At 30.4% G+C, this 26,706-nt stretch carries 30 protein-coding genes; 3 read left to right on the top strand and 27 right to left on the bottom strand.

Annotated elements, in window-relative coordinates; all coding sequences use genetic code 11:
- Nucleotides 1–2: 2 nt before the first annotated feature.
- The 17 genes from rplS to pta all read right to left on the bottom strand — a co-directional run bounded on the left by rplS (nt 3) and on the right by pta (nt 15,229).
- A complete protein-coding gene (gene rplS / locus J2Z42_RS01510) occupies nt 3–350 on the bottom strand; it encodes a 50S ribosomal protein L19 (protein ID WP_209700589.1) in 348 nt (115 codons plus the stop codon).
- A 120-nt stretch (nt 351–470) separates the two neighbouring features.
- Nucleotides 471–1,196 carry a tRNA (guanosine(37)-N1)-methyltransferase TrmD gene (gene trmD, locus J2Z42_RS01505; RefSeq protein ID WP_209700588.1) on the bottom strand — a complete coding sequence of 242 codons (726 nt, stop codon included), beginning with the start codon at nt 1,194–1,196 and terminating at the stop codon, nt 471–473.
- On the bottom strand, nt 1,181–1,675 hold the full coding sequence (gene rimM, locus J2Z42_RS01500) for a ribosome maturation factor RimM (protein ID WP_209700587.1): 495 nt from the start codon (nt 1,673–1,675) through the stop codon (nt 1,181–1,183). Before rimM ends, trmD begins: the two co-directional genes overlap by 16 nt.
- An 85-nt stretch (nt 1,676–1,760) precedes the next feature.
- Complete coding sequence (locus J2Z42_RS01495) at nt 1,761–1,988, bottom strand: KH domain-containing protein (RefSeq protein ID WP_209700586.1); 228 nt, start codon at nt 1,986–1,988, stop codon at nt 1,761–1,763.
- Nucleotides 1,989–2,005: 17 nt separating this feature from the next.
- Nucleotides 2,006–2,263 (bottom strand): 30S ribosomal protein S16, encoded by a 258-nt coding sequence (gene rpsP / locus J2Z42_RS01490; RefSeq protein WP_209700585.1) that lies wholly within the window; start codon nt 2,261–2,263, stop codon nt 2,006–2,008.
- 96 nt (nt 2,264–2,359) lie between these two features.
- Entirely contained in the window at nt 2,360–3,721 is a 1,362-nt protein-coding gene (gene ffh / locus J2Z42_RS01485; protein WP_209700584.1) for a signal recognition particle protein, read from the bottom strand.
- Nucleotides 3,722–3,738: 17 nt separating this feature from the next.
- A complete protein-coding gene (locus J2Z42_RS01480) occupies nt 3,739–4,074 on the bottom strand; it encodes a putative DNA-binding protein (RefSeq protein WP_209700809.1) in 336 nt (111 codons plus the stop codon).
- Between the two features lie 151 nt (nt 4,075–4,225).
- On the bottom strand, nt 4,226–5,140 hold the full coding sequence (gene ftsY, locus J2Z42_RS01475; RefSeq protein ID WP_209700583.1) for a signal recognition particle-docking protein FtsY: 915 nt from the start codon (nt 5,138–5,140) through the stop codon (nt 4,226–4,228).
- Nucleotides 5,141–5,166: 26 nt separating this feature from the next.
- On the bottom strand, nt 5,167–8,730 hold the full coding sequence (smc, locus tag J2Z42_RS01470; RefSeq protein WP_209700582.1) for a chromosome segregation protein SMC: 3,564 nt from the start codon (nt 8,728–8,730) through the stop codon (nt 5,167–5,169).
- 109 nt (nt 8,731–8,839) lie between these two features.
- Complete coding sequence (locus tag J2Z42_RS01460) at nt 8,840–9,934, bottom strand: elongator complex protein 3 (protein ID WP_209700580.1); 1,095 nt, start codon at nt 9,932–9,934, stop codon at nt 8,840–8,842.
- Nucleotides 9,935–9,972: 38 nt separating this feature from the next.
- Entirely contained in the window at nt 9,973–10,668 is a 696-nt protein-coding gene (gene rnc / locus J2Z42_RS01455; protein WP_209700579.1) for a ribonuclease III, read from the bottom strand.
- Nucleotides 10,669–10,788: 120 nt separating this feature from the next.
- On the bottom strand, nt 10,789–11,022 hold the full coding sequence (acpP, locus tag J2Z42_RS01450) for an acyl carrier protein (RefSeq protein WP_209700578.1): 234 nt from the start codon (nt 11,020–11,022) through the stop codon (nt 10,789–10,791).
- Between the two features lie 76 nt (nt 11,023–11,098).
- Nucleotides 11,099–12,106 carry a phosphate acyltransferase PlsX gene (plsX, locus tag J2Z42_RS01445; RefSeq protein WP_209700577.1) on the bottom strand — a complete coding sequence of 336 codons (1,008 nt, stop codon included), beginning with the start codon at nt 12,104–12,106 and terminating at the stop codon, nt 11,099–11,101.
- A 108-nt stretch (nt 12,107–12,214) separates the two neighbouring features.
- A complete protein-coding gene (rpmF, locus tag J2Z42_RS01440; protein ID WP_209700576.1) occupies nt 12,215–12,397 on the bottom strand; it encodes a 50S ribosomal protein L32 in 183 nt (60 codons plus the stop codon).
- A 15-nt stretch (nt 12,398–12,412) separates the two neighbouring features.
- A complete protein-coding gene (locus tag J2Z42_RS01435; RefSeq protein ID WP_209700575.1) occupies nt 12,413–12,916 on the bottom strand; it encodes a YceD family protein in 504 nt (167 codons plus the stop codon).
- 86 nt (nt 12,917–13,002) lie between these two features.
- On the bottom strand, nt 13,003–14,193 hold the full coding sequence (locus J2Z42_RS01430; RefSeq protein WP_209700574.1) for an acetate kinase: 1,191 nt from the start codon (nt 14,191–14,193) through the stop codon (nt 13,003–13,005).
- Between the two features lie 34 nt (nt 14,194–14,227).
- On the bottom strand, nt 14,228–15,229 hold the full coding sequence (gene pta / locus J2Z42_RS01425) for a phosphate acetyltransferase (protein ID WP_209700573.1): 1,002 nt from the start codon (nt 15,227–15,229) through the stop codon (nt 14,228–14,230).
- Between the two features lie 212 nt (nt 15,230–15,441).
- Here pta and J2Z42_RS01420 point away from each other — a divergent pair, with 212 nt between their 5' ends.
- Both J2Z42_RS01420 and spoVV read left to right on the top strand, forming a co-directional pair.
- Nucleotides 15,442–16,704 carry a nucleotidyltransferase gene (locus tag J2Z42_RS01420; RefSeq protein WP_209700572.1) on the top strand — a complete coding sequence of 421 codons (1,263 nt, stop codon included), beginning with the start codon at nt 15,442–15,444 and terminating at the stop codon, nt 16,702–16,704.
- Nucleotides 16,705–16,793: 89 nt separating this feature from the next.
- Nucleotides 16,794–17,963: a dipicolinic acid transporter SpoVV gene (spoVV, locus tag J2Z42_RS01415; protein ID WP_209700571.1), complete on the top strand. Its 1,170-nt coding sequence runs from the start codon at nt 16,794–16,796 to the stop codon at nt 17,961–17,963.
- Here spoVV and J2Z42_RS01410 read toward each other — a convergent pair.
- The 6 genes from J2Z42_RS01410 to J2Z42_RS01385 form a co-directional block, all read right to left on the bottom strand.
- Entirely contained in the window at nt 17,946–18,470 is a 525-nt protein-coding gene (locus J2Z42_RS01410) for an ATP synthase subunit B family protein (RefSeq protein WP_209700570.1), read from the bottom strand. The genes spoVV and J2Z42_RS01410 overlap by 18 nt on opposite strands.
- Nucleotides 18,471–18,481: 11 nt before the next feature.
- Complete coding sequence (gene coaD / locus J2Z42_RS01405; protein ID WP_209700569.1) at nt 18,482–18,985, bottom strand: pantetheine-phosphate adenylyltransferase; 504 nt, start codon at nt 18,983–18,985, stop codon at nt 18,482–18,484.
- 1 nt (nt 18,986) lies between these two features.
- Nucleotides 18,987–19,553 carry a 16S rRNA (guanine(966)-N(2))-methyltransferase RsmD gene (gene rsmD / locus J2Z42_RS01400; protein WP_209700568.1) on the bottom strand — a complete coding sequence of 189 codons (567 nt, stop codon included), beginning with the start codon at nt 19,551–19,553 and terminating at the stop codon, nt 18,987–18,989.
- 110 nt (nt 19,554–19,663) lie between these two features.
- The gene (gene recG / locus J2Z42_RS01395) at nt 19,664–21,700 is read right to left on the bottom strand and encodes an ATP-dependent DNA helicase RecG (protein ID WP_209700567.1); all 2,037 of its coding nucleotides are present in this window, start codon (nt 21,698–21,700) and stop codon (nt 19,664–19,666) included.
- 49 nt (nt 21,701–21,749) lie between these two features.
- On the bottom strand, nt 21,750–23,372 hold the full coding sequence (locus J2Z42_RS01390; RefSeq protein WP_209700566.1) for a DAK2 domain-containing protein: 1,623 nt from the start codon (nt 23,370–23,372) through the stop codon (nt 21,750–21,752).
- A gap of 16 nt (nt 23,373–23,388) precedes the next feature.
- A complete protein-coding gene (locus tag J2Z42_RS01385; RefSeq protein ID WP_209700565.1) occupies nt 23,389–23,739 on the bottom strand; it encodes an Asp23/Gls24 family envelope stress response protein in 351 nt (116 codons plus the stop codon).
- A gap of 182 nt (nt 23,740–23,921) precedes the next feature.
- On the opposite strand from J2Z42_RS01385, the gene rpmB reads away from it, so the two are divergent.
- The gene (gene rpmB / locus J2Z42_RS01380) at nt 23,922–24,113 is read left to right on the top strand and encodes a 50S ribosomal protein L28 (protein ID WP_209700564.1); all 192 of its coding nucleotides are present in this window, start codon (nt 23,922–23,924) and stop codon (nt 24,111–24,113) included.
- 141 nt (nt 24,114–24,254) lie between these two features.
- Here rpmB and J2Z42_RS01375 read toward each other — a convergent pair whose 3' ends face one another.
- The 4 genes from J2Z42_RS01375 to rsgA form a co-directional block, all read right to left on the bottom strand.
- Nucleotides 24,255–24,425, bottom strand: a complete 171-nt coding sequence (locus tag J2Z42_RS01375) for a hypothetical protein (protein WP_209700563.1) — start codon at nt 24,423–24,425, stop codon at nt 24,255–24,257.
- A gap of 67 nt (nt 24,426–24,492) precedes the next feature.
- The gene (locus J2Z42_RS01370) at nt 24,493–25,128 is read right to left on the bottom strand and encodes a thiamine diphosphokinase (RefSeq protein WP_209700562.1); all 636 of its coding nucleotides are present in this window, start codon (nt 25,126–25,128) and stop codon (nt 24,493–24,495) included.
- A 1-nt stretch (nt 25,129) separates the two neighbouring features.
- Entirely contained in the window at nt 25,130–25,780 is a 651-nt protein-coding gene (gene rpe, locus J2Z42_RS01365; RefSeq protein WP_209700561.1) for a ribulose-phosphate 3-epimerase, read from the bottom strand.
- 37 nt (nt 25,781–25,817) lie between these two features.
- A complete protein-coding gene (rsgA, locus tag J2Z42_RS01360) occupies nt 25,818–26,687 on the bottom strand; it encodes a ribosome small subunit-dependent GTPase A (protein WP_209700560.1) in 870 nt (289 codons plus the stop codon).
- Between the last annotated feature and the right edge of the window lie 19 nt (nt 26,688–26,706).

Below are 26,706 nucleotides of genomic sequence, written 5' to 3'. Positions count from 1 at the left end.
TCTTACTTTAATATTTCCTTTACTTTAGCTGCCTTACCAACTCTATCTCTTAAGTAATAAAGTTTAGCTCTTCTTACTTTACCTTTTCTAACTACCTCTATTTTGTCTATTATAGGAGCGTTAACTGGAAAAGTTCTTTCAACTCCAACACCATATGCAACTCTTCTTACTGTAAAGGTTTCTCTAAGTCCACCATTCTGTCTCTTTAAAACTACTCCTTCAAATACCTGTATTCTTTCTCTGTTTCCTTCACTTATCTTTACATGAACTTTTACTGTATCACCTACATTGAATTCAGGTAAATCTTTTCTTATTTGTTCTGCTTCTATAGCCTTTATTACATCTAACATTGTGCGTTACCTCCTCATAAATACTAAACGTTCTTGCCCAGCATATTTATGCAGACAGCGGAACGCCCGTGTAGCACAAGACACATTTTATCATACTTAAGCTTAACTTTCAATATACACTTACCGATTTCTATACTTTTTTAATAATTTTTTGTCCTCTTCAGTTAATTCTGCCTTTCTGAACAAATCCGGTCTATTTTTCCTCGTTATAATTAAGGATTGAATCCTTCTCCATTTTCTTATATTTTCGTGATGACCTGATAATAAAACTTCAGGAACATCATATCCTTCAAAACATTCAGGTCTTGTATACTGTGGATATTCAATAAGCCCATTATAAAAAGATTCTTCCATATAGCTCTCATCGCTTTTCAAAACCCCAGGTATCATTCTGCATATAGCATCGATAATTGGGATACAGGCAGATTCTCCTCCTGTTACCACAAAATCGCCTAAAGATATTTCCATATCTATGTATTTGCGCGCCCTTTCATCTATTCCTTCATAATGACCGCATAAAAATATAAGCTCTTTTTCCTTTGAAAGCTCTTTGGCCATATCTTGATTAAACGTCTTTCCTCTCGGTCCCAAAAATATAACCTTTCCATTATTTAGCTTCTTAATGTCCCTTATACAGTCCACTATAGGCTGTGCTGCCATTACCATGCCAGCGCCGCCTCCATATGGATAATCATCTACTTTTCTATGCTTATCTTCAGTATATTCCCTTATATCTACAGTATTTACATCTAAAATTTTTTTCTCTCTTGCCCTGCCAATTATACTATAATCAAATACATCAAACATTTCCGGGAAAAGCGTTAAAATATCTATTCTGACATCCATGTGCTCACCGGCTTTATAATTACATTGGACTTTTCTATATCTATATTTAAAACTATTCCTTCAAGTGCTGGAATTAAAAGTTGTTTTCCTTCTTTTATCCAGTACACATCATTATTTGGAGTACTAATTACATCTGCAATTTTTCCATAAAAAGTCCCATTATCATCAAATACACTGCATCCTATTATATCTGAGACAAAATAATTTCCTTCTTTAAGTTCAACTGCATCTTCTCTCTCTACCTGTATACATTTTTCTTTGTATAAGACTGCAGCTTCTATAGAATCTATTCCTTCTATCTTCAATATCACTCTATTTGATTGTAACTTGCATCCAATTACTTTTTTCAGTTTTCCATCAATATATACATTTTTCAGTTTCTTAAATCTTTTTAAATCATCAGTGAGTGGATATATTTTTAATTCACCTTTTATTCCATGAGTATTTATTATTTTACCTATAGTAATAAATTCTTCCATACAAAATCCTGAATAATATCAGGTATTCACCCCTTTCAACTGATAATATTTTTAAGATAATATAAGAGTTAGGAAAACCTAACTCTTATATTATCTCTACAACAACTCTTTTATTTTCCTTTATTGCTGCTGCTTTTACAACAGTTCTTATAGCTTTAGCTATCCTTCCCTGTTTTCCTATTACTTTTCCCATATCTTCCTGTGCAACTTTCAGTTCAAGAATTATTGACTGCTCACCTGCAATCTCATTTACCTTAACCATATCTGGGTTATCTACTAATGATTTAGCTATAATTTCAACTAATTCCTTCACATAATCACCCCCAGTAACTACTTGGAAATCTTCTCATCTAATCCAGCTTTAGTAAAAAGCTTTTTTACAACATCAGTTGGCTGAGCACCATTTTTTATCCATTGTACAGCTTTTTCTTCATTGAATTTTACAGTAGTTGGTTCTGTTGTAGGATTGTAATATCCTAATTCTTCTATGAATCTTCCATTTCTTGGAGATCTTGAATCTGCAACAACTATTCTATAGAATGGAGCTTTTTTTGCACCCATCCTTCTCAATCTTATCTTTACTGCCATTTATTTCACCTCCTCAAACTTGTGGACAAAATTCTATAAAATACATAATGTCCTATAAATTAAGTTATCTTTAAATCAAAATATATAATACCTGTTTTAAAAGGGTAACTTTCCAAATAATCCTTTTTTAAATCCTTTTTTCATTCCACCCTGCATCCCACTAAACTGTTTCATCATTTTTTTCATCTTGTCAAAATCCTTAAGTAATTTGTTAACCTGCTGTATACTAGTACCTGAGCCTGCCGCAATTCTCTTCTTTCTTGAAGAAGATGCACTTATAAGTGATGGATTCTTTCTTTCCTTTTGCGTCATAGAATTTATTATACACTCTTTAATCTTTAGATCATTTTCTCCTTGAGAAAGATCCATTCCCTTGAGTGCTTTAGAGTCTACTCCAGGTATCATTTCTACGAGTTTACTTATAGGTCCAAGCTTTTTTGTCTGTTCCATTAAGTTTAGAAAATCCTGAAAGTTAAACTCTTTATTCAGCATTCTCTCTCCAATTTCCTTAGCTTTATCCTTATCTATCGATTGCTCTGCTTTTTCTATGAGAGAAAGTACATCTCCCATTCCAAGTATTCTTGAAGCCATTCTGTCAGGGTGAAATACCTGGAAATCATTCATTTTTTCGCCTACTCCAATAAACTTTATAGGCTTGCCTGTCATTGCCCTTATAGAAAGCGCAGCTCCTCCTCTGGTATCTCCATCCAGCTTTGTAAGTATAATACCAGAAATATCAATTTGTGAATTAAAACTTTCAGCAACATTAACTGCATCCTGTCCTGTCATTGAATCTACAACCAACATAATTTCATTTGGCTTTACTGTTTCCTTTATGTCTTTTAGCTCACCCATAAGTTCTTCATCTATTTGAAGTCTTCCTGCTGTATCTATTATAACTACATTTAAATCATTATTTTTTGCATATTCTACAGCACCTTTTGATATATCAACTGCAGATACCTTATCTCCCATAGAAAACACAGGAATATCTATCTGTTTTCCTACAACCTGAAGCTGCTTTATAGCAGCCGGCCTATATATATCACAAGCTGCCAGAAGAGGCTTCTTGTTTTTCTTTCTGAGCTGCAGTGCAAGTTTACCACACATAGTTGTTTTACCTGCACCCTGAAGTCCCACAAGCATTATCACAGTTATGCCATTTAAATCATATTCAATAGAACTTTCACTATTGCCCATCAAAGCAGTCAATTCTTCATTTACAATCTTTACAACCTGCTGTGCCGGAGTAAGGCTTTTAAATACCTCTTCGCCCAAACACTTCCCACTGACACTTTTTATAAAATTACGTACAACCTTGTAGTTAACATCTGCTTCTAAAAGTGCCAGTTTCACTTCTCTCATAGCATCTTTTATATCTTTTTCCGAAAGCTTACCTTTTCCCCTAAGCTTTTTTAAAGTTTCCTGGAGCTTAGACGCCAATCCATCAAAAGCCATGTTAAACCTCCCACTAATTAAATATTATCCACTATATATTTCTTTATTTTATTTATTGAATCATTATTTTCCAAGTTTGTAATCAAATCAAGCATATTTAAGATTTCTTTTTTTGATTTTTTTAATTTTATTTTGCTCTGCATCAGATTAAGCTTTTCTTCATACTGAAATAAAAGCTTATGGCATCTTTTTATAATATCATAAACAGCCTGCCTGGTTGTATTTGTATGTTCTGCTATTTCTCCCAGAGATAAATCACAATTATAATACAGATCCATTATATCATTCTGTTTATCCGTCAATAATGCTCCATATATATCCAGAAGTATAGAAAGCTTTATCCTCTCATCCATGACTTCTTGCAATAAATGCACTGTCACTTCCTCAAAATTTATTTAAAAATAAGTCTATAATTTTTCTCAGCAAAACTATAATATCAGAATTCAAATATGCTGTCAAGTAAATTTACTTAACAGCATATTTTTTAGTAATACCAGTTCATCATTAAAATAATGCTTCTGCAAAATCTGAAGGATTGAATTCCTGAAGATCATCTATACTTTCTCCAACACCTATCAATTTGACAGGTATATTCAAAGAATGTTTTATAGATATAACAATTCCTCCCTTAGCTGTTCCATCAAGCTTAGTCAAAATTATTCCATCTATTTTGCAAACCTCCATAAACTGTTTTGCCTGCTGAACAGCATTTTGTCCTGTAGTAGCATCCAAAACCAAAAGAGTCTCCCTTGATGCATCCTTGTATTCTCTGTCAATTACTCTGTTTATTTTTGCAAGCTCATCCATTAAATTTTTCTTGTTATGAAGCCTTCCTGCTGTATCACATATTAAAACATCTGTACCTCTTGCCTTAGATGCCTGAACTGCATCAAATATAACAGCAGCAGGATCCGATCCCTCCTGATGTTTTACTATATCAACACCAGCACGGCTGCTCCAAACCTCAAGTTGCTCTATAGCTGCTGCCCTAAAAGTATCTGCCGCTGCCATAAGAACTTTATATCCATCACTCTTTAGTTTTGAACTTATTTTACCTATAGATGTAGTTTTTCCAACTCCATTTACCCCGATAACTAAAATAACTTCTGGAGTACTTTTAGGTTCTATACTTCCTTTCTCATTTCCCAATATATCTATAATAACCTCTTTTAAACATTCCTTTACAAGAGATGGATCCTTTATCTTTTTCTCTCTTATTTTTTCTTTTAATTTTTCTATTATGTACAGAGTTGTATCTACTCCTATATCAGCTGTTATAAGTATTTCCTCTAACTCCTCATATAAATCATCATCTATAGAAACAGTGCCACTCAAGACGTCCATTATTCTTCCTGTTAAATTATTCTTTGTTTTTGTAAGACCATTTTTTAATTTATCAAAAAATCCGCTAAATGCCATAATATGCCTTCTTTCTATTTGTTAATTCAAGATACCTGCTCATTTAAATCAACAGATACAATTTTAGATATACCTTTTTCCTCCATTGTTACTCCATATAATACATCACTAGCCTCCATAGTTCCCTTCCTATGTGTTATTACAATAAACTGCGTATTTTTAGAAAATTTTTTAAGGAACTCTGCATATCTTGCTACATTGGCATCATCAAGCGCCGCTTCTATCTCATCCAATATGCAAAACGGAGTTGGTTTCATTTTAAGTATTGCAAACAAGAGTGCTATCGCAGATAAGCCTTTTTCACCTCCAGACATCAAATTTATATTTTGAAGTTTTTTACCTGGAGGCTGTACATTTATATCTATACTTCCTGTAAGCTCATCTCCTCCTGTAAGTATGAGATCCGCACTTCCACCTTTAAATAATTCCTTAAAGGTCTCATTAAAATTTTTTCTCAATATATTAAAATTTTCGTTAAATACAACTTTTATTTTTTTTGTCATTTGAGTAATCAGACTTTTCAGTTCATCTTCTGCCTTTATTAAATCCTCCCTTTGAGAATTCATAAAAACAACCTTCTTCTTCAATCCCTCATATTCTTCAATAGCACCTAAATTAACAACTCCTATATCAGATATTTTCTTTTTCAAAGATTCTATTTTATTTCTGAAACTTTCCATATCATCTATTTTAGTCTTATATTCAAGTGCATCTTCATATTTTATTTTCATATCTGTTTCTAATCTTGAATGTATATTTTCACTTTCAGTTATAAGCTTAGTTAAATTCAATTCAAGATTGTGAAATTCTTCTTCTTTTTTATTTATTTCAAGTTCAAGGGACTGTGATTCACTGTCGGAAACTTTTATGTCCTCCTTTATCTTTATTTCATTTAAATTCAATTCCTCTATTTTTTTGTTTGACATTTCTCTTTCTTTTTCTATTGATTCAATATTTAATTTGTTTTTTTCAATTTTCTTATAGTATTCATCTATATTATTTTTAAATACTTCTATTTCAGTTTTTAAATTTTGAATTTTACCATTCATTTCATCTATATCTTTATTCAACTTTTCAATTGAGCTGCTTTTATTTAACAATCCCTCATGAACTTTAGCTTTCTTTATTTTTATATCTGTAAGTTTTTCCCTTAAATAATCTATTCTTTTATTTTTACCCTGTAGCTCTTTTTCCAGGATAATTATTTCCTCATTGTTTTTATTTTGTTTAATATCAAAATCTTTGAGCTCATTTTTTTTATTTTCAAGTTCACTCTTGATACCAGCTGCATCTAAAATAATATTGTCTATTTCCTTTTTTGATATATCTATGTTTTTCTCAAGTTTCAAGTTTTCACTATTTATATTACTTATCTTTCCTTCCAATTTAGTAATATCTATATTATTTGAATAAATTTCATCTTTTAAATCTAAATTTTTTTCGTCAAGCTTTTTTATATTGTCTTCATAACTTAGTACATTTTCGTTTAGTACCTTTATTTTATCTCCTGTATCTTCAAGTTTAAATTCTATATCTTTAATTTCCCTTTTCCTGCCTATTATATTGCTTCCTCTACCTTTTAAGCTTCCACCTGTTAAAGCTCCGCCAGGATTAACTATCTCTCCTTTAAGAGTAACTATCCTAACAGTATAATTGCTCTTGCCTGCTATTTTAAGTGCACTGTCCAAATCTCTGGAAATTATAGTTCTTCCCAAAGCATACTCCACTGCATTTTTAAAATATCTATCATAATTTACAATGTCGCTGGCAATTCCTATATATCCATCAATTTCATCGAATCCTCTGCCGGATATTCTTTTGCTTCTTATTATAGTTAAGGGCAAAAACGTAGCTCTTCCAAGATTGTTAGTTTTTAGATAATTTATAAGTTGTTTTGCTAAAATTTCATCTTTGGTTATAATATTTGAAATAGCAGCACCCAGTGCTATCTCTATAGCTACTTCAAACTTTTTATCTACTTTAATTGTCTCACCAAGTACAAAACAGCTTTCTGAATCTACATTCACTTTTCCAGCTTTTATATCTTTCATGAGCATTTTCACAGCTCTGTTATAGCCCTCATACTGTCTGTCCAGATTTATAAGCATATTGTGATTTGCATGTAATTTCATATATATGTTATTTAAATTTTTTAAATCAAGTTGTTCTTTTTTAAGAGAAGCTTTAAACTTTAAAATTTCTCCCTTATTCTTTTGAATTATGATCTGGCAGTTATTGATTTTTTTATTTATAGAACCTATTTCAGATTCAAGCATTGAACTGGTAGTTGTATTTATTTTTATAGAATTTTGATAATCTCTACAGGAATTTTTTATAGAATTTTGTTTTTCCTCTGATTTTTCCATATTTTCCTTCAGTGTTGCTATTCTATTTTTTAAATTTGATACAGTACTTAAATATTCTATCTGATTATCTTTTAAATCTTTAATGCTGCTATTCTCGTTAGATACAGATTCTACGAATTCATTCAAATTATTACTATAATTAATTATTTCACAAGTTAAATTTTTTTCAGCAGCGTCTAATTTTGAAAAGTCTTCTCCAAGCACTTGCTTTTCTTTAATTATTTCAACAAGCTTATTTTCTGCGTCTTTATATTCTGAAGAATTTTTTTCTATATTACTTTTCAAGTTTGATATTCTTTCTTTTAAAAGATTTATATCTGAATCTTTTTTTTGAATTTCAGTCTTGCTATTATAATAATTTTTCTGAAAACTGTTTCTAACCTCATTTATATGCTGTATTTCATTATTCCAGCTGTCTATACTACATTTTAATTTTACAAACTTTGAATTAAAATTGTCTATAATCTTCTTATTATCCTGCCTTAAATTTTTCAGTTTATCTATTTTAATTTGAATTTCATCTATAGAATTTACCAGTAAATTTATTTCATTTTCCTTTAATCCTTCAGAAATTTTCAAGAACTCATTAGCTTTTTTATTTTCAATACTTAAAGGCTCCAATCTTTCTTCATAAGTGCCAAGAATATCCTCTATTCTTACAAGATTTTCATTTGTATTTTTGAGCCTTTTTTCAGCTTCTTCTTTTCTCCATTTAAATTTCACAATTCCCGCAGCTTCTTCTAAAAGACTTCTTCTTTCCTCTGGTTTTCCACTCAAAACCAAATCTATCTTGCCCTGTCCTATTATAGAGTATCCTTCTTTTCCAAGACCTGTGTCCATAAACAGCTCATATACATCCTTAAGTCTGCATTTAGTATTATTTATATAATATTCACTCTCTCCTGACCTATAAAGCCTTCTCAAAACTGTAACAGATGTATAATCGATAGGAAGTGCTTGGTCTTCATTATCAAGAGTCAATGAAACCTGACATAATCCAAGAGGTTTCCTGAATTGAGTTCCAGAGAAGATTACATCTTCCATCTTCCCACCTCTAAGATTTTTTACACTCTGCTCGCCTAATACCCATCTGACTGCATCAGAAATGTTGCTCTTCCCACTGCCATTGGGACCAACTATAGATGTAACCCCATTTGTAAATGTAAGTTCAGTTTTGTCTGCAAAGGATTTAAATCCCCTTATCTCAATAGCTTTTAAAAACATGTAAATCTCCTATCTTCCAAGCAATGGAATAAGACTAATTACAAACATAATAACTACAAGTGTTACAAATAATTTAGTCATTTTTTCTCTAGTATTTTTCTTCATAATATCACTCCCTTGCTATATTAATACCTGACCCTGTATATACGCTATCCATAAAGTTTTTTAAGGATATTTCTATCTTGCCATCTTTTAAAATTAAAACTAAATTTTCTCTATTTACACTATTATCCTGGATAACTTTTATTTTATTTAAGCCCAGTTTGTGTTTGGTATCGTTAAAAAATTTTTTCCCATCAGCATATAGCTTTGATATATCTTTTTCATTAATTTTAATTTCTATCTGGTCATTATAATTTTTCGGTATACTCCTCTTTAATATTTCATTATATATACTTCCTAAAACCAGTTCCCTAAACGCAGGGTGAAACGGTCCTGCTACTATTTCAGCTCCCACATTTATTTCTTCTGTAGGCTGCAATCCAACTCTTATTATATTTATACCTCTTGATTCAAGCATACAATACAATATCTTGCTTATATTAACTGCCTCATATAAACTATAGGGTTTATAATTTCCTCTTTTATACATAATCTCCATAGGAGTATTTTTTATTACAAGTGCCGGGTATATTCTATATATGTCAGGTTTCATATCAATAGATTCTTTTACTGTAGCTATATCCTTTTCAAAACTGTCTCCAGGAAGTCCAAGCATTATTTGATGTCCTAAAACAAATCCATATTCTTTAATTAAAGATGATGCCTTTATGACATCCTCTTTAGAGTGCCCCCTGCCTGATTTTATAAGTACATCTCTGTCAAGTGACTGCACCCCAAGTTCTATAACATCCACATCATAGTCCTTAAGATTGTCTAAAATAACATTGTCTATATAATCCGGTCTCGTTGAAAGGTGTATATAATCTACAAGTCCCATGTCTTTATATTCTTTAGCTACTTTTAAAAGTTCCTTTTGTTTATTCATGTCTATAGCCGTAAATGTGCCACCAAAAAAGGACACTTCAACTGCAGCTGAATTCCTATTTATAGTTTTTAAATATCTTTCTATAATATTTTTAGCAAAAGTTCCATCTACTTTCTCTTCATTACCTGTGATTGTAGTTTGATCACAGAAAACGCAATTATGAGGACATCCCTCATTTGGTACAAATATGGGTATTATGTAATGACTTTTTCCCATAGCTTCTACCTCCAGTTTTTATTTTTATAGAAATTTCACTACTTGCTCATTTTTTTAAGTGCATTATATGCAGCATTCTGCTCTGATTGTTTCTTGCTATAGCCTATGCCATTTCCGAGGATATTTTCATTTACAGATACACTTGTATAAAATTTTCTTCTATGGGGAGGCCCCTGAAAATTAATAAGTTTATAATCTATTGAAACATCACCATTTTGCTGCATTACCTCCTGAAGTTTAGTCTTATAGTCAAGAACTATTTCATTTTTTACTGCTTTTTCTATAATCTCACTGAAATTTTCTATTATAAATTTATCAACTTTTTTGTACCCGGTATCTATATAAAATGCAGCAATTATGGCTTCAACACAGTCTGCAAGTATAGATACCCTTTCTCTTCCACCTGTTAATTCTTCACCCTTGCTCATTCTTATATATTTTCCTATGTTCCATTTTTTGGCTACTTCATAAAGTGATGTTTCACACACTATAATAGATCTTTTTTTTGTAAGTACCCCTTCAGGTTCATCTTTATAATTCAAAAATAAATATTCGGATATAGCAAGTTGAAGAACTGCATCTCCTAAAAATTCAAGTCTTTCATTGAATTTTATACATTTCTTACCGTTTGCATAAGAACTATGTGTAATCGCAGTTCTTAGTAATTCCTTGTCCTTAAAGCATACATTTAATCTTTCCTCTAATTCTTCAAAATTGTTTGAAAAACTCTCCATTTGTTTTTTCTCCTTTTGAAGTTTATTCCTCAGTTTGCTTAAATAAAAACAAATTCAAGAATAAACTGCAGTTTTAATAATTAAAAATTTAAAGTCCCGCATAAAAACGGGACTTTAGCGCTACTCTTCTGTATGAGCTTTTATGTACTCAACTACATCTCCCACTGTAGATATCTTTTCTGCTTCTTCATCTGGTATTTCTAAATCAAATTCTGTTTCAAGAGCCATAACAAGCTCAACTATATCAAGTGAATCTGCACCTAAATCATCTACAAATGATGACTCCATTTTTATCTCTTCTTCACCTATTCCAAGTTGTTCAGCTATTATTTTTTTTATTTTTTCAAAAATCATAATTTCCCCTCCTAAAATTTTATACATAAATAATATTACACAAATATTTTATACCGTCAATACAATTTATATTTAATTATTCTGAAATAATGCGTGGAATCTTTTCAATTTCTAATTTTATCTTATCTATAATTTCATTTTTACAGCAATTTCTAGCTTGAAATATAGCATTCTTAAATGCCCTGCTGTCAGAACTTCCATGTGCTTTTACACATACTCCTTTTGATCCTAAAAATGACGAGCCTCCATACTCTGAATAGTCAAATTTACTTTTCATATTTTTAAATACATTTTTCATAAATAATGCACCTATTTTAGCTCTTGAAGATTTCATCACATCATCTTTAAGCATACCAAGTAAATTAATTGCAACACCCTCATACATTTTTAAAACAGTATTTCCAACAAATCCATCACATACAAGTATATCTACTTTACCATCTGATACATTCCTTGGTTCTACATTTCCTACAAAATTCAAATCACTTTCCTTTAAAAGTTTATACACTTTTTTTGTAAGTTCATTTCCTTTTTCTTCTTCTTCACCTATATTTATAAGTCCTATAGAAGGGTTGTTGATTTTAATTACATTTTCAAAATATATTTTTCCCATCAAAGCAAATTGGAACAAATATTCAGGCTTGCAATCTACATTTGCACCTGAATCTATAACCATAAAGCTTCCATATCTTCCAGGCATTACAGGCGCCAGAGCAACTCTATCTATGCCTTTTATCCTGCCTACTATAAGTGTAGCACCTGCCATGAAGGCTCCAGTACTTCCAGCTGAAACTACTGCATCTGCCATACCATCTGATACTAGTTTAAGAGCCTTGACTAAACTTGAATTCTTCTTTTTCCTAATTGCCATTACAGGATGTTCGTTAGTACTTATTACTTCACTTGAATCAAGGATAGTAATTCTATTTTTATCGTATTTATATTTGTTTAACTCCATAGTTATTTCATTTTCTTTTCCAGTTATTATTATATTTATATCATTTTTTTCAAGAGAAGCAACAGCTCCCTTTACAACCTCCTGTGGTGAAAAATCTCCACCCATACCATCAACAGCAATTATCACTTCACTCACATCCTCTAACCAAGCTTAAACTCTTTTAATTATATCACATTAACAGTAAATAAAATAATACATAAAGCCAAAAAAAGAAAGCCTATCGACTTTCTTTAACTATTTTTCAGATGAAACAACCTGTTTACCATCATAATATCCACAATTTTTACATACTCTATGAGCGAGCTTCATTTCGTGGCACTGAGGGCATTCAACAATTCCTGGTAAACCAAGTGTAAAGCTTTGTGATCTTCTTGCTGCTCCTCTTCCTTTTGATGACTTTCTTGCTGGACTTGTCATAACGACAACACCTCCTTAATTCTTAGAAAACATATTCTTTAACTCTGCCCACCTTGGATCAACTTCATCCTTCTTACAATTGCAAGTTGAATCATTTAGATTAGTACCGCATTTAGGGCACAACCCCTTGCAGTCCTTTTTGCAAAGTCTTTTTATAGGCAATGTTAATATTATGTTATTTTCCAATATTTCGTTAATATCTATGTAACCATTATTGATAAAGATAATATCCTCATCTTTATTGATCATTTCACTATCTGTAAATTTTTCATAAATTTCTATATTCACAGCATAATCAAATTTTTTTAAGCATCTCGAACAAGTAAGTTTTAATACCGTATCGACCTCGCCTTTTAAAACAAATATATCTCCTGTTTTTTCAAGACTGCCCGAAAATTTAATAGGCTTTACCACATCAATGTGTTCGCTGCCATCATAAAAACTATCTTCTTCTAAAATAAGATCCAATTCCTTAGTAAATAAATCTTTTTCCAATAGATCAGATACATCCAATTTCATAATGCTCACCTCTACATATTAGCCTCAGCCACAATTTATTATATAGAGATGAGCATTAAAAGTCAAGATTTATTTAATATATTCTATTATCCAACTATTTCCTTTGTATCCCTTGCTATCATAAGTTCTTCATTTGTAGGTATGACAAAAACTTTTACTTTTGAATTGTCTGAGCTTATTTCAGTTGCTACTCCAGCTGCCTTATTTCTCTCTTCATCAAGTACAATTCCAAGATTTGAAAGTCCGCTGCATATTTCTTTTCTAGATGATCCTGAATTTTCTCCTAAACCTGCTGTAAATACTATGCAATCGGCTCCGTTTAATGCTGCTATATAAGAACCTATAACAGTTCTAACTTTATAAGCATATAAATCTAGTGCAAGCCTTGCCCTTTTGTTTCCCTTAGCTGCTTCAGCTTCAACATCTCTAAAGTCACTGCTTACGCCTGACACACCAAATACTCCTGATTTTTTATTCATCATAGTATCTACTTCATCAATTGACATTCCTGCAGTTTTTACAAGGAATGGTACTACAGCTGGATCTATATCGCCGCATCTAGTTCCCATGCAAAGTCCTGCAAGTGGAGTAAATCCCATACTGGTATCTACTGATTTTCCTCCATCAATAGCACATACGCTTGCTCCATTTCCTAAATGACAAGTTATAATTTTAAGATCTTTTATATCTTTTCCCATCATTTTAGCAGCTTCTATAGAAACAAATCTATGTGAAGTTCCATGGAAACCATATTTTCTAACTCCATATTTTTCATAAAGTTCATATGGTACTGCATAAGTGTATGCATAGTCAGGAATAGTTTGATGAAATGCAGTATCAAATACTGCTACCATTGGAGTATCTTTCATAAGTGCCTTACATGCATTTATTCCTATCAAATTTGGTGGATTATGTAATGGTGCTAATTTTGCACAATCTTCTATAGCTTTCATGACATTGCCATCTATTAAAACTGAATTTCCATATTTCTCGCCGCCATGTACAACTCTATGTCCAACAGCAGATATTTCTGACATATCCTTAATAACTCCATAATCTTTGTCTACCAAAGCATTAAGTACCAATTTTATAGCTACTCTATGGTCTTCCATAGGTTGTTTAGTAATATACTTCTCACCGTTTACCTTGTGAGTTAAAATTGATCCTTCTATTCCTATTCTTTCTACAAGTCCTTTTGCGAGTACTTTTTCATCTTTCATATCTATCAATTGATATTTTAAAGATGAACTTCCGCAATTTATTACCAAAATTTTCATATAGCCATCTCCTTTTATATTGCTTTATCGTATATTACTTTATTGACTGTGCTTGTACTGCTGTTACTGCTACTACATTTACAATGTCATCAGAACTGCAGCCTCTTGAAAGATCATTTATAGGTTTTGCAAATCCCTGACATATAGGTCCTATAGCTTCTGCTTTTGCAAACCTTTGAACTAATTTGTATCCTATGTTTCCAGCTTGGAGTTCAGGGAATATAAGTACATTAGCATTTCCTGCAACTTCACTTCCTGGTGCTTTTAAATTGGCAACTTCTTTTACAAGAGCAGCATCTAACTGAAGCTCACCATCAATTTTAAGGTCAGGATTCATTTGTTTTGCAAGTTTAGTTGCTTCTCTAACTTTATCTACATTTTCATGCTGTGCACTTCCCTTAGTTGAAAATGATAGCATGGCTATTTTAGGATCCATCCCACACAAGTTCTTCGCAGTTTCTGCTGTACTAACAGCTATTGCTGCTAATTGTTCAGTATTTGGATTTGGATTTACTGCACAATCCGAGAATAATAGAAAACCTTCATCTCCGTACTCACAATTTGGTACTTCCATCATAAATATACTTGAAACTACGGAAGTTCCTGGAGCTGTTTTTATAACTTGAAGTCCTGGTCTTAAAAGATCGCCTGTAGTATGTATTGAACCTGATACTAGTCCATCTGCATCGCCTAGTTTAACCATCATTGTTGCAAAATATAGTGGATCTCTAACTATCTTGTTAGCCTTTTCAAGAGTAACTCCCTTTTTCTTTCTAAGTTCATAAAATTCATTTGAATATGCTTCTAATTTTTCAGAAGTATCTGGATCTACCATTTCAACTCCTGTTAAATCTACATTTAATTTTTTAGCTTTTTCTTTTATTACATCCTTGTTTCCAACTATTATTACATCTGCAATATTGTTTTTAACTATTTTTTCGCTAGCTTTTAAATTTCTTTCTTCTTCTCCTTCAGCCAAGACAATTTTTTTCTTATCTTTTCTTGCCTTATCCCAAATTTGCTTCATTAATTTCATATTCGTTTCTCCCTTCAAAATTAAAATAAATATAAAAAATCATACATTTATAATATAATCCTTTTTCAATATAGATTTCAATAAAAATATGAAAATTAAGCAGTTTTTTTAAAAAATTTTTCTTATCTGTTATAATAATTATTTTTATCTGTTATAATAATTGTTGTATTTAGAAATTATATTTATATAAAAAATAGGAGGATAAAATCAGAATGAACATCACCGCCATTATAGTAGAATACAATCCTTTTCACAATGGCCACATATATCATATCAAAAATACACGAAGGATAACAAACTGCCAGGCTGTTATAGCCATAATGTCTGGAAATTTCGTTCAACGTGGCATACCATCTTTAATAGATAAATGGAATAAAACAAAAATTGCACTTTTAAATGGAGTGGATTTAGTACTGGAATTACCTGTTGTCTACAGTGTATCTTCTGCTGAATTTTTTTCTCATGGTGCAATAAGTCTTATGAATAATTTAAAGGTTGTAAATAATATATGTTTCGGAAGTGAATGTGATAATATAGATCTCTTGAGTTCAATATCGAATATATTATATCTGGAACCGCAGGAATTCAAAAATTATCTAAAAATGGAACTTTTAAAGGGTGTTTCTTATGCTGAAGCCAGAAGTAATTCTATAATTAATTTTTTCAATCATAATAAAAATATGAATCTAAAAATATCAAGTGAAGAACTAAAAACTCTGATTTCATCTTCTAATAATATACTTGCAATAGAATATTTAAAAACTTTGAAAAAATTAAAAAGCAGCATAAAACCATTTTCTATAAAAAGACAGGGGGAAAATTATAACAGTATCAAAATAAGGAATAACTTTTCAAGTGCTTCTGGAATCAGACATTTTTTGAAATCTTCCGAAGATATCCATAAGCTAAAAGAAAGCATACCCGATGAAACTTATAATATAATAAATGAGTTTAAAAATTGCAATTATAATTTTTCTCCTGAGGATTTAATGGTTCCATACTTAAAATATAAATATTTCTTTAATAGAGAATCAATGCTATCACTTCCAGATATATCTGAAGGAATAGAAAATAGAATTTATAGAGCTATAGAAAATAATAATACATACGACAGCATAGTAAAAGCGTCAAAGACAAAACGCTATGCATACAGCAGAATAAGTAGAATACTATGTCAGTTCTTCCTCGGATTTGAAAATTGGAATACTTCAAGACTCAGAAATGAACATTGTCCTTATGCAAGAGTGCTCGGATTCAATAAAACAGGAATAAAGGTATTAAAAGAAATAAAAGATAATTCTTCCATACCTGTTTATACAAAACTTCCCAAAAAATCGGATGACATAGATGATATACTTGATATGGATATAGCCTCCACCAGAGCCTACAGTCTTCTAAACAAATCTATAGGTTTTAATTTTGACTATATAAAAAGTCCTATTATATTGCAGGAAAACAGCTTTAAAAATATATAATTTATATACCTGCATAACCAGCATTGCTTTTTAATATAATTCTAATATGTTTAACATTGGAATTATATTAAAAAGCAGGTGATTTACAATTGGAAATTTTATTTTATGTACTTTTAATTTTAACAATAACAGCACTTATATATCTTTTATTTAAAAATAAAAATTTATTCATAATTATAATTTGTTCTTTACTAATTATCCAAATCATAATTTCTCCAAAATTGTGTATAGACGGTGCCATAAATGGAGCTGTATTGTTTTTTTATAAAGTATTTCCATCTTTATTTTCTTTTTTGGTAGTATCAAACGTAATAATAAACTGCAATGGAATATACATATATTCCAAACTATTTGGAAAAGCCCTGTGTCGGCCATTAAGACTCCCTATAAATTGCAGCTTTGCAATTGTAATAAGTATACTTTGCGGTTATCCACTTGGAGCAAAATATGCCTGTGATCTCTATGAAAATCAAGAAATAGATATATACACTCTTCAAAGATTACTAAATATTGCTTCTAATTCAAGTCCAATTTTTATGCTTGGCTCTGTAGGAATATCCATGTTTAACAGTGTACAAATTGGATATTTATTTTTAATATCAAATTTGATCTCCTGTATGGTTATGGGTTTTATACTTCCAGTTAAAAAAAAGTACAAAAATATACCCTATATAAAACATAAGTCAAATATAACCCTGAATATAGGAAATATATTTAAAAGCAGTATTGAAACTTCAATAAAAACATGCCTATCCATAGGAGGTTTTGTAACTGCTTTTTCAGTAATAAACAATATGCTGCAACATAATTTCATATTTTACCAGTTTACAGATAAAATATCACAAATATTTAATATTTCAAATGAAGTTGTACAGGGTACACTGCTTGGAATAATTGAAATGACTAATGGCTGTAATTTAATATCTACATCCCATGCTGAGATTTTTTTTAAAGTATTAATTATAAGCTTTTTACTTACTTTTAGCGGTTTTTCAATTATATCCCAGGTTTATTCTTTCACATACAAATTCAATATTTCCATGAAAAGATACATATTTAGAAAATTGCTTCATGGAATTATATGTTCAATAATAAGTATATCTATATTTAAAATATATGAAACTAAAATATCCAAAGAAACGTTTTTTTATTATTTCACATCAAGCAGCAATAGTAATATTTTATTTATAATAACACTTATACTTCTAATATTGCCATTTTTATTATTTAAATTAAGACAACTATTTCATATTTCTTAATTCATTTATATTTTCCTTTATAGAATCTGTATTTAAATGTATACCTCCTTCTAAATCATCCACAAATTGCTGTAGCTGAACTTTTAAATCAGAAATCATCTGTTTGCTCTTTCTTTCTATTTCCATATCCAATTGGTGAAGTATATCATCTGCATAATCTCTAGCTCCCATACGTATAGCCTTTGCATTTTTCTTTGCAGATGATATTATCTCTGCAGCTCTTTTGTCTGCCTCTCTTGTAATATCATGATTCTCTATCTGACGCCTTAATATACTTAAATTTTCTTTCTTCATACTTTCAGCTTCACTTATAGCCTCATTAAGTATTCTTTCTTTTTCATCTACTACCCATTGTGCTTTTTTTAATTCGCCCGGAAGACAATTTACTATTTTACTTATTACTTCTAAAATTTCTTTTTTACTCACCATTACTTTACCCGTCATAGGAACTTTGGCAGATGTTTCTATAATTTCTTCAAGATATTCTAGTAGTTTCATAGTCTCCATATTTTTCCCTCCTAAGGACAATTAATCTTTTTATGATTGTCATTAGCTCTTTTTACTATATCCGGTATAATATCATCTGGAACTAAGCCTTTAATGCTCCCTCCAAACATAACAACCTGTTTTACAGAAGTGGAACTTAAAAATGAATTCATGGCACTTGTCATCATAAACATAGTCTCCACTTCAGGACAGAGCTTTTTATTCATAAGGGACATATTAAATTCATATTCAAAGTCAGATACAGCCCTAAGTCCTTTTACCATAACCTTAGCATTTCTCTGCTTCATAAAATCCACCAAAAGGCCGCTAAAACTTTCTACATATACATTTGTCATCCTGCCTACAACTTTTTTTATTAGCTTTACTCTTTCTTCTATACTAAAAAACCCTTTTTTTTCAGGATTGACCAGAACAGCAACAATTACTTTGTCAAATATTGCAGCTGATCTTTCTATTATATCAACGTGTCCATTTGTAATAGGGTCAAAGCTTCCGGGGTAAACTGCTACACTCACTTTATTTTCCCTCCACACATTTTTTATAAATACATATAGTAGTTTTTCCATACTTTCTATGGTCACTTAAAGAAATGTATTTGTTTCCTTTATATATTTCTTCTATAGTATCAATTTTAGTAACTATAATTCCATTTTCATTAAGCAAGTTATTTTCGCCTATTATACAAAACGCCTCAGGAATCATATTTTTTCTATACGGTGGATCTATAAATATTAAATCAAAACTTGTATTTTTATCTGCAAACTCATCAAGTGCTTTATAAGAATCTGTATTTAAACATATACATTTATCTTCAAAATGTAAATTGCTCACATTTTGTTTTAATATTGAAAAAGTTTCCATACTTCCATCCACCAGATAACATGATTTAGCACCTCTGCTAACAGCCTCAAGTCCCAAACTTCCAGTACCAGCAAATACATCCAATACTACTGCTCCAGGTACTTTATTTTGTATTATATCAAAAATTGATTCTTTAACTCTATCTAAAGTAGGTCTTGTTGTACCATATCCAACTGGCGGCAATAATTTTCTTCCTCTAGCAAGACCTGCAATTATTCTCATATGTAACTTCCTCCTAATTTTATATTGTCATTATCCATAATATTTTAACATAAATTTTAATTATACACAAAATTTTTTTCAATTAACTTATGTTGATAGTTTTTAAAATGCTAATTAAAGCATATATATTTTGAGCTATTTTCTATTTTATTAAATATTTCATTTCTAATCATTATATCTTCCTTAACCTCACTTTTTATAAGTTTTCTTGCCTCCTTATTAGCTAGCTTAAATATTTCTATATCATCTACTAAATCTGAAACTACAAGTCCATTTTCTCCATGTTGTCTAAATCCAAAAATTTCACCAGTTCCACGTATTTTTAAATCCTGCTCAGCTATAAAAAATCCATCGCTGCTGCTTTTCATAATTTCCATTCTCTTTCTTATTATATCATTTTTTATATCTGCAATAAGGATACAATATGACTTATACTTTCCTCTTCCAACTCTTCCTCTAAGTTGGTGCAGTTGGGCAAGTCCAAATCTTTCTGCATTTTCTATTATCATTAGTGATGCATTTGGTACATTTATACCTACTTCTATAACAGTAGTAGAAATTATAACTCTCGTTTCTCCATTTTTGAATTTATTCATTATTTCTTCCTTTGATTTTGGAGGCATTTTCCCATATAATATGTCTGCTTTAATATTCTTAAAATACGTATTTTTTAATTCATTATAAATGTCTTCTACAGAACTCAGATCACTATCTTCACTTTTTTCTACCAAAGGACATACTATGTACACCTGTCTGCCCTTATTTATTTCACTTATTGCAAATTCATATGCTTTGTTTCTATGCATTTTATCTGTATAGTACGTTTCTATTTTTTGTCTTCCAGGTGGAAGTTTATCTATTGTTGATACATTCAAGTCCCCATATAAGTACAAGCTTAAAGTTCTAGGAATAGGTGTTGCTGTCATAACAAGAATATCAGCATTTTTACTTTTATTTTCCAATTTACTCCTCTGCATTACTCCAAATCTATGTTGTTCATCCGTAACTATAATTCCTAAATTTTTAAATTCTACATCATCTTCAATTAGTGCATGAGTTCCTATTATGATGTCTATATTACCATTTTTCAGTTTCTCTTTTATTATAGCTTTATCTTTCTTACCTGTACTTCCGCATAAAATTTCTATTCTCACATTAAAATTTTTTAAAAGTTTTACGCTATCTTCATACTGCTGTTTTGCGAGTATCTCCGTTGGTGCCATAAATGCTGCCTGATATCCATTTTTCACAACATTGAAAATAGCAATAATTGCTACTATAGTCTTACCGCTTCCAACATCCCCCTGCACAAGTCTATTCATAGAATTCTGTCTTTTTTCATCCACCAGTATCTCTCTTATAACTTTGTTTTGCGATTCTGTAAGCTTATATGGTATCGCTTCCTTCAAATCAATTAATTCTCCAGAAATTTTAAATGCTATGCCACTCTTATTTTTATTATAATAACTTTTAAGCATTAAAATTTTTAAAGAGTATGTAAACAGTTCCTGAAATTTAAGCCTCCTTTTAGCTTCATTTAAGTCCTTTAAATTTACAGGATTATGTATTGTCCTTAAAGCTTTATCCAGACTGCAAAGCTTATATTTATCTATTATTTCATGTGGAAGATTTTCTGAAATTTTAATTTTACTTAGTACATTAGATATCAGCTTAGTAAATAGATTGTTTGTTAATCCTGATTTCAAAGGATATATGGGTAATATTCTTTTTTCAATTTTATCATCTGCTCCTTGTTTCATTACAACAGGGTTTAGTATGGAAATAGTTCCTTTAAATCTCTGGATTTTTCCCATTATTGTATATTGGCAATTTATTCTAAAGTTATTTTTCATATAAGGCTGGTTAAACCATTTTCCTTTAAAAATTCCATCTTTATTTTGAAATACAACTGTTGATATTGTTTTTCCTGTCTTCGTTCTTATATCCCTTTCTATAGATTTAACCTGACATTTCAATATAATTTTATCTTTCTTTAAATTGGAATTTTCTAAAGTTGAAATATTACTATAATTCCTTGGAAAATATAATAAAAGATCAAGTATATTAAATATACAACATTTATTTAAATTTTCTAAAGTTTTAGGTCCAACTCCCTTCAGCATTCCAATATCATCATATACATCCATAAAATCACCTCTTTTCTTGATTTAAATAAAAAAAGCCTTACGGCTTTTTTTATTCAACTGAAACTATAAAATAATACAAAGGCTGATCTCCACTATAACATTGAACATCCATATCCGGATACTTTTTCTCTATTTCCTCTCCAAATTCTTTTGCCTTTTCAGCATTACAATCTTTACCATAATATATACTTATAAGATCACTATTTTCACTTACAATATCATCTATAATATATTTACATACTTCAAATATATCATTTCCAGCCTTTTTTATAGTTCCATCCACAAGTCCTAATATATTTCCCTTTTTTATAGACTTTCCATCTATTTCTGTATCCCTTACAGCATAAGTTATAGAGCCGGTAATTACTCTATTTATAGCTTCTTCCATAGATTTTGCATTACTTTCTGCATCAATTTCAGAATTAAAAGTCATAAGTGATGTTATTCCCTGAGGTATACTCTTCGTAGCTATTACTTTTACGTTTTTTTCGCTTATCTCAGCTGCCTGATTTGCTGCCATAAATATATTTTTATTATTAGGAAGTATAAAAATATTTTCAGCATTTATTTTATCTATAGCATTTAAAATATCCTTGGTACTCGGATTCATAGTCTGACCACCTTCTATAACACAGTCGGTCCCCAAATCCTTAAATATATTTTTTAGGCCTTCACCCATTGATACGGAGATAAATCCATATTTTTTAGGTTTAACATTCTCTCCTTCGCTTTCATCTATTCCAAGCATATGACTATGTTCCTCTTTCATATTATCTACTTTTATCTTGGATAATTCACCAAGCTTGATGGCCTGAGACAATACAAGTCCTGGATCATTAGTATGAATATGTACTTTTATTATTTCATCATCATTTACTACCACCATAGAATCACCTATAGCAGAAAGTTTTTCTTTAAATTCTGTTAAGTCTACATATTTAGCATGTATAAAAAATTCAGTACAATATTCATATTTTATATCCTGTTTTCCTAATTTTTTAGCAGCAGATTCAGCTTTAATTTGATTTTCAGTAAAATTTTTTATTTCTATATTTTCCAACCCATTTTCCAGTGCATTGTACATACCTTTAAGTATTATAAGAAGTCCTTTTCCGCCAGAATCAACAACATTTGCTTTTTTTAAAACCGGCAGCATTTCAGGTGTTTTATCAAGCATGAATTCGCTGTGAGAACATACTTCACGCAGGAGTGCAGTTATATTGTTTTCCTTAGAATTCAAGGCACATTCTCCTGCAGATCTTATAATTGTTAAAATTGTTCCTTCAGTAGGTTTCATAACAGCTTTATATGCATATTTTGCTCCTTCGTTTAAGCTATTTGCAAAACCTGCTGAATCCACTTCAACCTTATCCTCAAGTCCTTTAGCTATACCTCTAAATATTTGAGAAAGTATTACTCCTGAATTTCCTCTTGCACCCATAAGAGCACCTTTAGCTAATTTTTTTGCTATTTTTCCAAGAGAGTCATTTTTCATATTTTTTATTTCTAGTACAGCTGTTTTAAGTGTCATAGACATATTACTTCCCGTATCTCCATCCGGAACAGGAAAAATATTTAACGAATTCACAATGTCTTTTTGCTTTTCCAGATCGTTGCTAGCATTGACCATCATATTGTAAAAACGCTGTCCATCTATCTTTAAGTACTCCATCTTTATAAATTCCTCCCTAGACTCTGACGCCCTGAACATTTACCGTAATTGTAGAAACCTTAAGCCCCACATAATTTTCTACATTATATTTTACTTTCTGTATTATATTATTTGCAATAACAGAAATTTTTGTTCCATATTCAACCATTATATATAGCTCTATTAGAAGTTCATTATTTTTAGAACGAATTTTTACTCCCTTACTGAGACTTCCGCCTCTTATAGTCTCCCAGAGGCCATCTTTTGCATTCTTCGAAGCCATGCCTACTACACCGTAGCATTCCATAGTCGATATTCCAACTATATTTGCAACTGATTCTTCTGAATAATCAATTTGACCAATTTCACTGGCAATACTACCTATCATATTAAAAACCTCCTTGTATAATTAATATTACATAACATATTCTATATTAAATAAAACATTTATTCAAGAAAATATTATAAAGTATATGACTATATACTTGCAAGGATTATTAATTTTGTGGTAAAATAAATAATGTTTGAATTGAGGAGAGATTTTTCACATTCTGTAAGGAGGTGTTTTTAGTGTCAAAAAAATGCGAAGTATGCGGAAAAGGTGTTGTATTTGGCGTTCAGTACAGCCATTCACACCGTCAATCCAAGAGAAGTTGGACTCCAAATGTAAAAAAAGTAAAGGCAATTGTTAATGGAACCCCAAAAACAATACATGTTTGTACAAGATGCCTTCGTTCAGGAAAGGTTCAGCGTGCTATATAAGAATAAAAAATGCAGTTGTATATGCAATTGCATTTTTATTTTTTAATATCCATTTATTTTTTCTTTCTTTTAAATAATTTAATAATAGCAGATAAAATTCCAGGAAGTTTGAATGTAATAATTTTCATGAGAAAATCCTCCTTATCTATGATTTTCTATTAAACACCATCCGAAATAAATAAGTACTGTCCCTCCAGCTATTATCCATCCCCATATAGGGATAATAATGGTGAGCATTAATCCCACTCCTACAGAAACGACAATTATTCCTATTTTTCTCTTTGTCCTTCTTTTTAAACATTTTTTTCCCATGATATTATCCCTTAAAATTGCTTTATATTATTATATGCACCAAAACTAAATATTGTTACTAAAATATTTAATCCCTGCTTCTAAATAATAAAACAATTCCACTTTTGAACACAATATTCACTTCATTATCCAAAAATTCATTCGATACAGTTCTAGAATCTCCAAGTATCAAATCATATTCATCAAGCTTATATTTTGCACCTATTATGCTTAAACCTTTTACTGAATCACAATAAGCATAGAGTGAAAAAGTTTCTCCTTTATGTCCATCTATAGTAGTTGATTTGTTTATAATTTCTATTGAATTATTGTCATCTTTTATATATCCTTTTATATTACGATTCAAACATTTTTTAAGCATCCCAATGTTTCCAAATAAGTGGTCTATCCTATTTCCTGTAGATCCTAAAAATACTATTTCATCTGCTTTAAGCTCTACTGCCTTATTAAAAGCTATTTCAGTATCTGTAAAATTTTTATTCACAGGATATTTTTCTATTTTGCAATCTGTATTTCTAAAAAAATCCAAGGATTTAGCATCTATGGAATCAAAATCACCCAAAAGATATTCTGGTACTATTTTATTTTTATAAAGGCAATTTCCACCGGAATCTGCACATATTAAAATTTGGCTTGATTTAAGTTCTTCTTTTAAAAGATTATCAGAAGGTGCAGCACCACCAGATACTATAACAGCTTTCATGTTAAATTTCACCTCTCAGTGAAGCTATGTTTTCCTTTATCTTATTGTCCTTAAACACAGCAGAACCTGCAACAATAACATTTGCCCCACTCTTTACGACAGATTTTATATTATTTCTGCCAACTCCACCATCTACTTCTATCATCAGATCCTTGTTGTATTTATCACTTAATTTTTTAACTTCTTCAATTTTATAATTGGAATAATCTATATATTTCTGTCCTCCAAAACCAGGATTAACAGACATAACAAGTACCATATCAAGATTTTTTATTAAATATTTTATATTGTCTACTGGAGTTGCAGGATTCAATGCAACTGATGCTTTAACTCCAAAACTCTTTATATAATTTATAGTTCTATCTAAATGTCTGTCTGCCTCAAAATGAACTGTTATAATATCGGCACCAGCTTCCACAAAATCTTCAATATATCTTGAAGGTTCCTCTATCATAAGATGGACATCAAAAGGTATATTTGTAATTTTTTTTATACTCTTTATAACAGGTATTCCAAAAGATATATTAGGTACAAACATACCATCCATAACATCTATATGAATAAAATCTGCTCCAAATTTATCCAGTTTTTCTATGTCACTTCCCAGCTTTGAAAAATCAGCTGATAATATCGATGGTGCTATTTTTATCATAATTCTTCCTCCTAATGTACAATAAATTTACAATTAGCTATCGTATAATATTTTTTTTATTCAAGATTTCATCCAGCATTTTTAAATAAAAATTATATCTTTTTCTATTTATTAAGCCTTCTTCAACCATTTTTTTTATGCCACAATTTGGCTCTTTATAATGAAGACAACTTGTAAACTTACAACTTCCAAGGTAATTTTTAAATTCTGGAAAATAATACTGCAGTTCCTCTGCTTCTATAAAATCTATCTTGAATGATGAAAAACCAGGTGTATCTACTATAAAACCACCATCTATTTCTATAAGTTCACTGTGTCTTGTAGTATGTTTTCCTCTTTTTAGCTTATCACTTATGACACCAGTTTCCATTAATTCTTTTCCTGCTATGTGATTTAAAATAGTCGATTTTCCAACTCCAGAAGGTCCACATAAAACTGTGATTTCACCTTTTAGTCTCTCTTTAATTTTATCTATTCCATATCCTTCCTTGGCCTTTAAAAAAATCACCTCATATCCTGCGCTTTTCACCATGTCTTCAATAGATTTTTCTTTATCTGATAATTCCAAATCAAGCTTATTAAAACAGACTATAGCTTTTAGATTGTTAAATTCACAACTTACAAGTAATTTATTTAAAAGCTCCTCATTTATATCCGGATTTTTAACTGCAAATACTACAATAGCTTGAGTTACATTGGAAACAGCGGGTCTAATTATCCGGGAACTTCTGGGATAAATTTTCTCAATAACACCTGTATCTCCCTGAAGTAAAATATCGACTCTGTCTCCAACCATTGGAGAAAGTTCATCATGTCTGAACTTTCCCCTTGATTTACACTCAATTATTTTATTATTTACTTTTATATAGTAAAATCCTGCTATTCCTTTAACTATAGTTCCATCCATAATTTCTCCAATCAAAATA

The sequence above is a fragment of the Clostridium algifaecis genome, from assembly GCF_017874415.1.
GTDB classification, from domain to species: Bacteria; Bacillota; Clostridia; order Clostridiales; family Clostridiaceae; genus Clostridium_B; species Clostridium_B algifaecis.
Note: the sequence above shows the minus strand (reverse complement) of the source record. Positions and strands in the feature narration are given on the sequence as shown.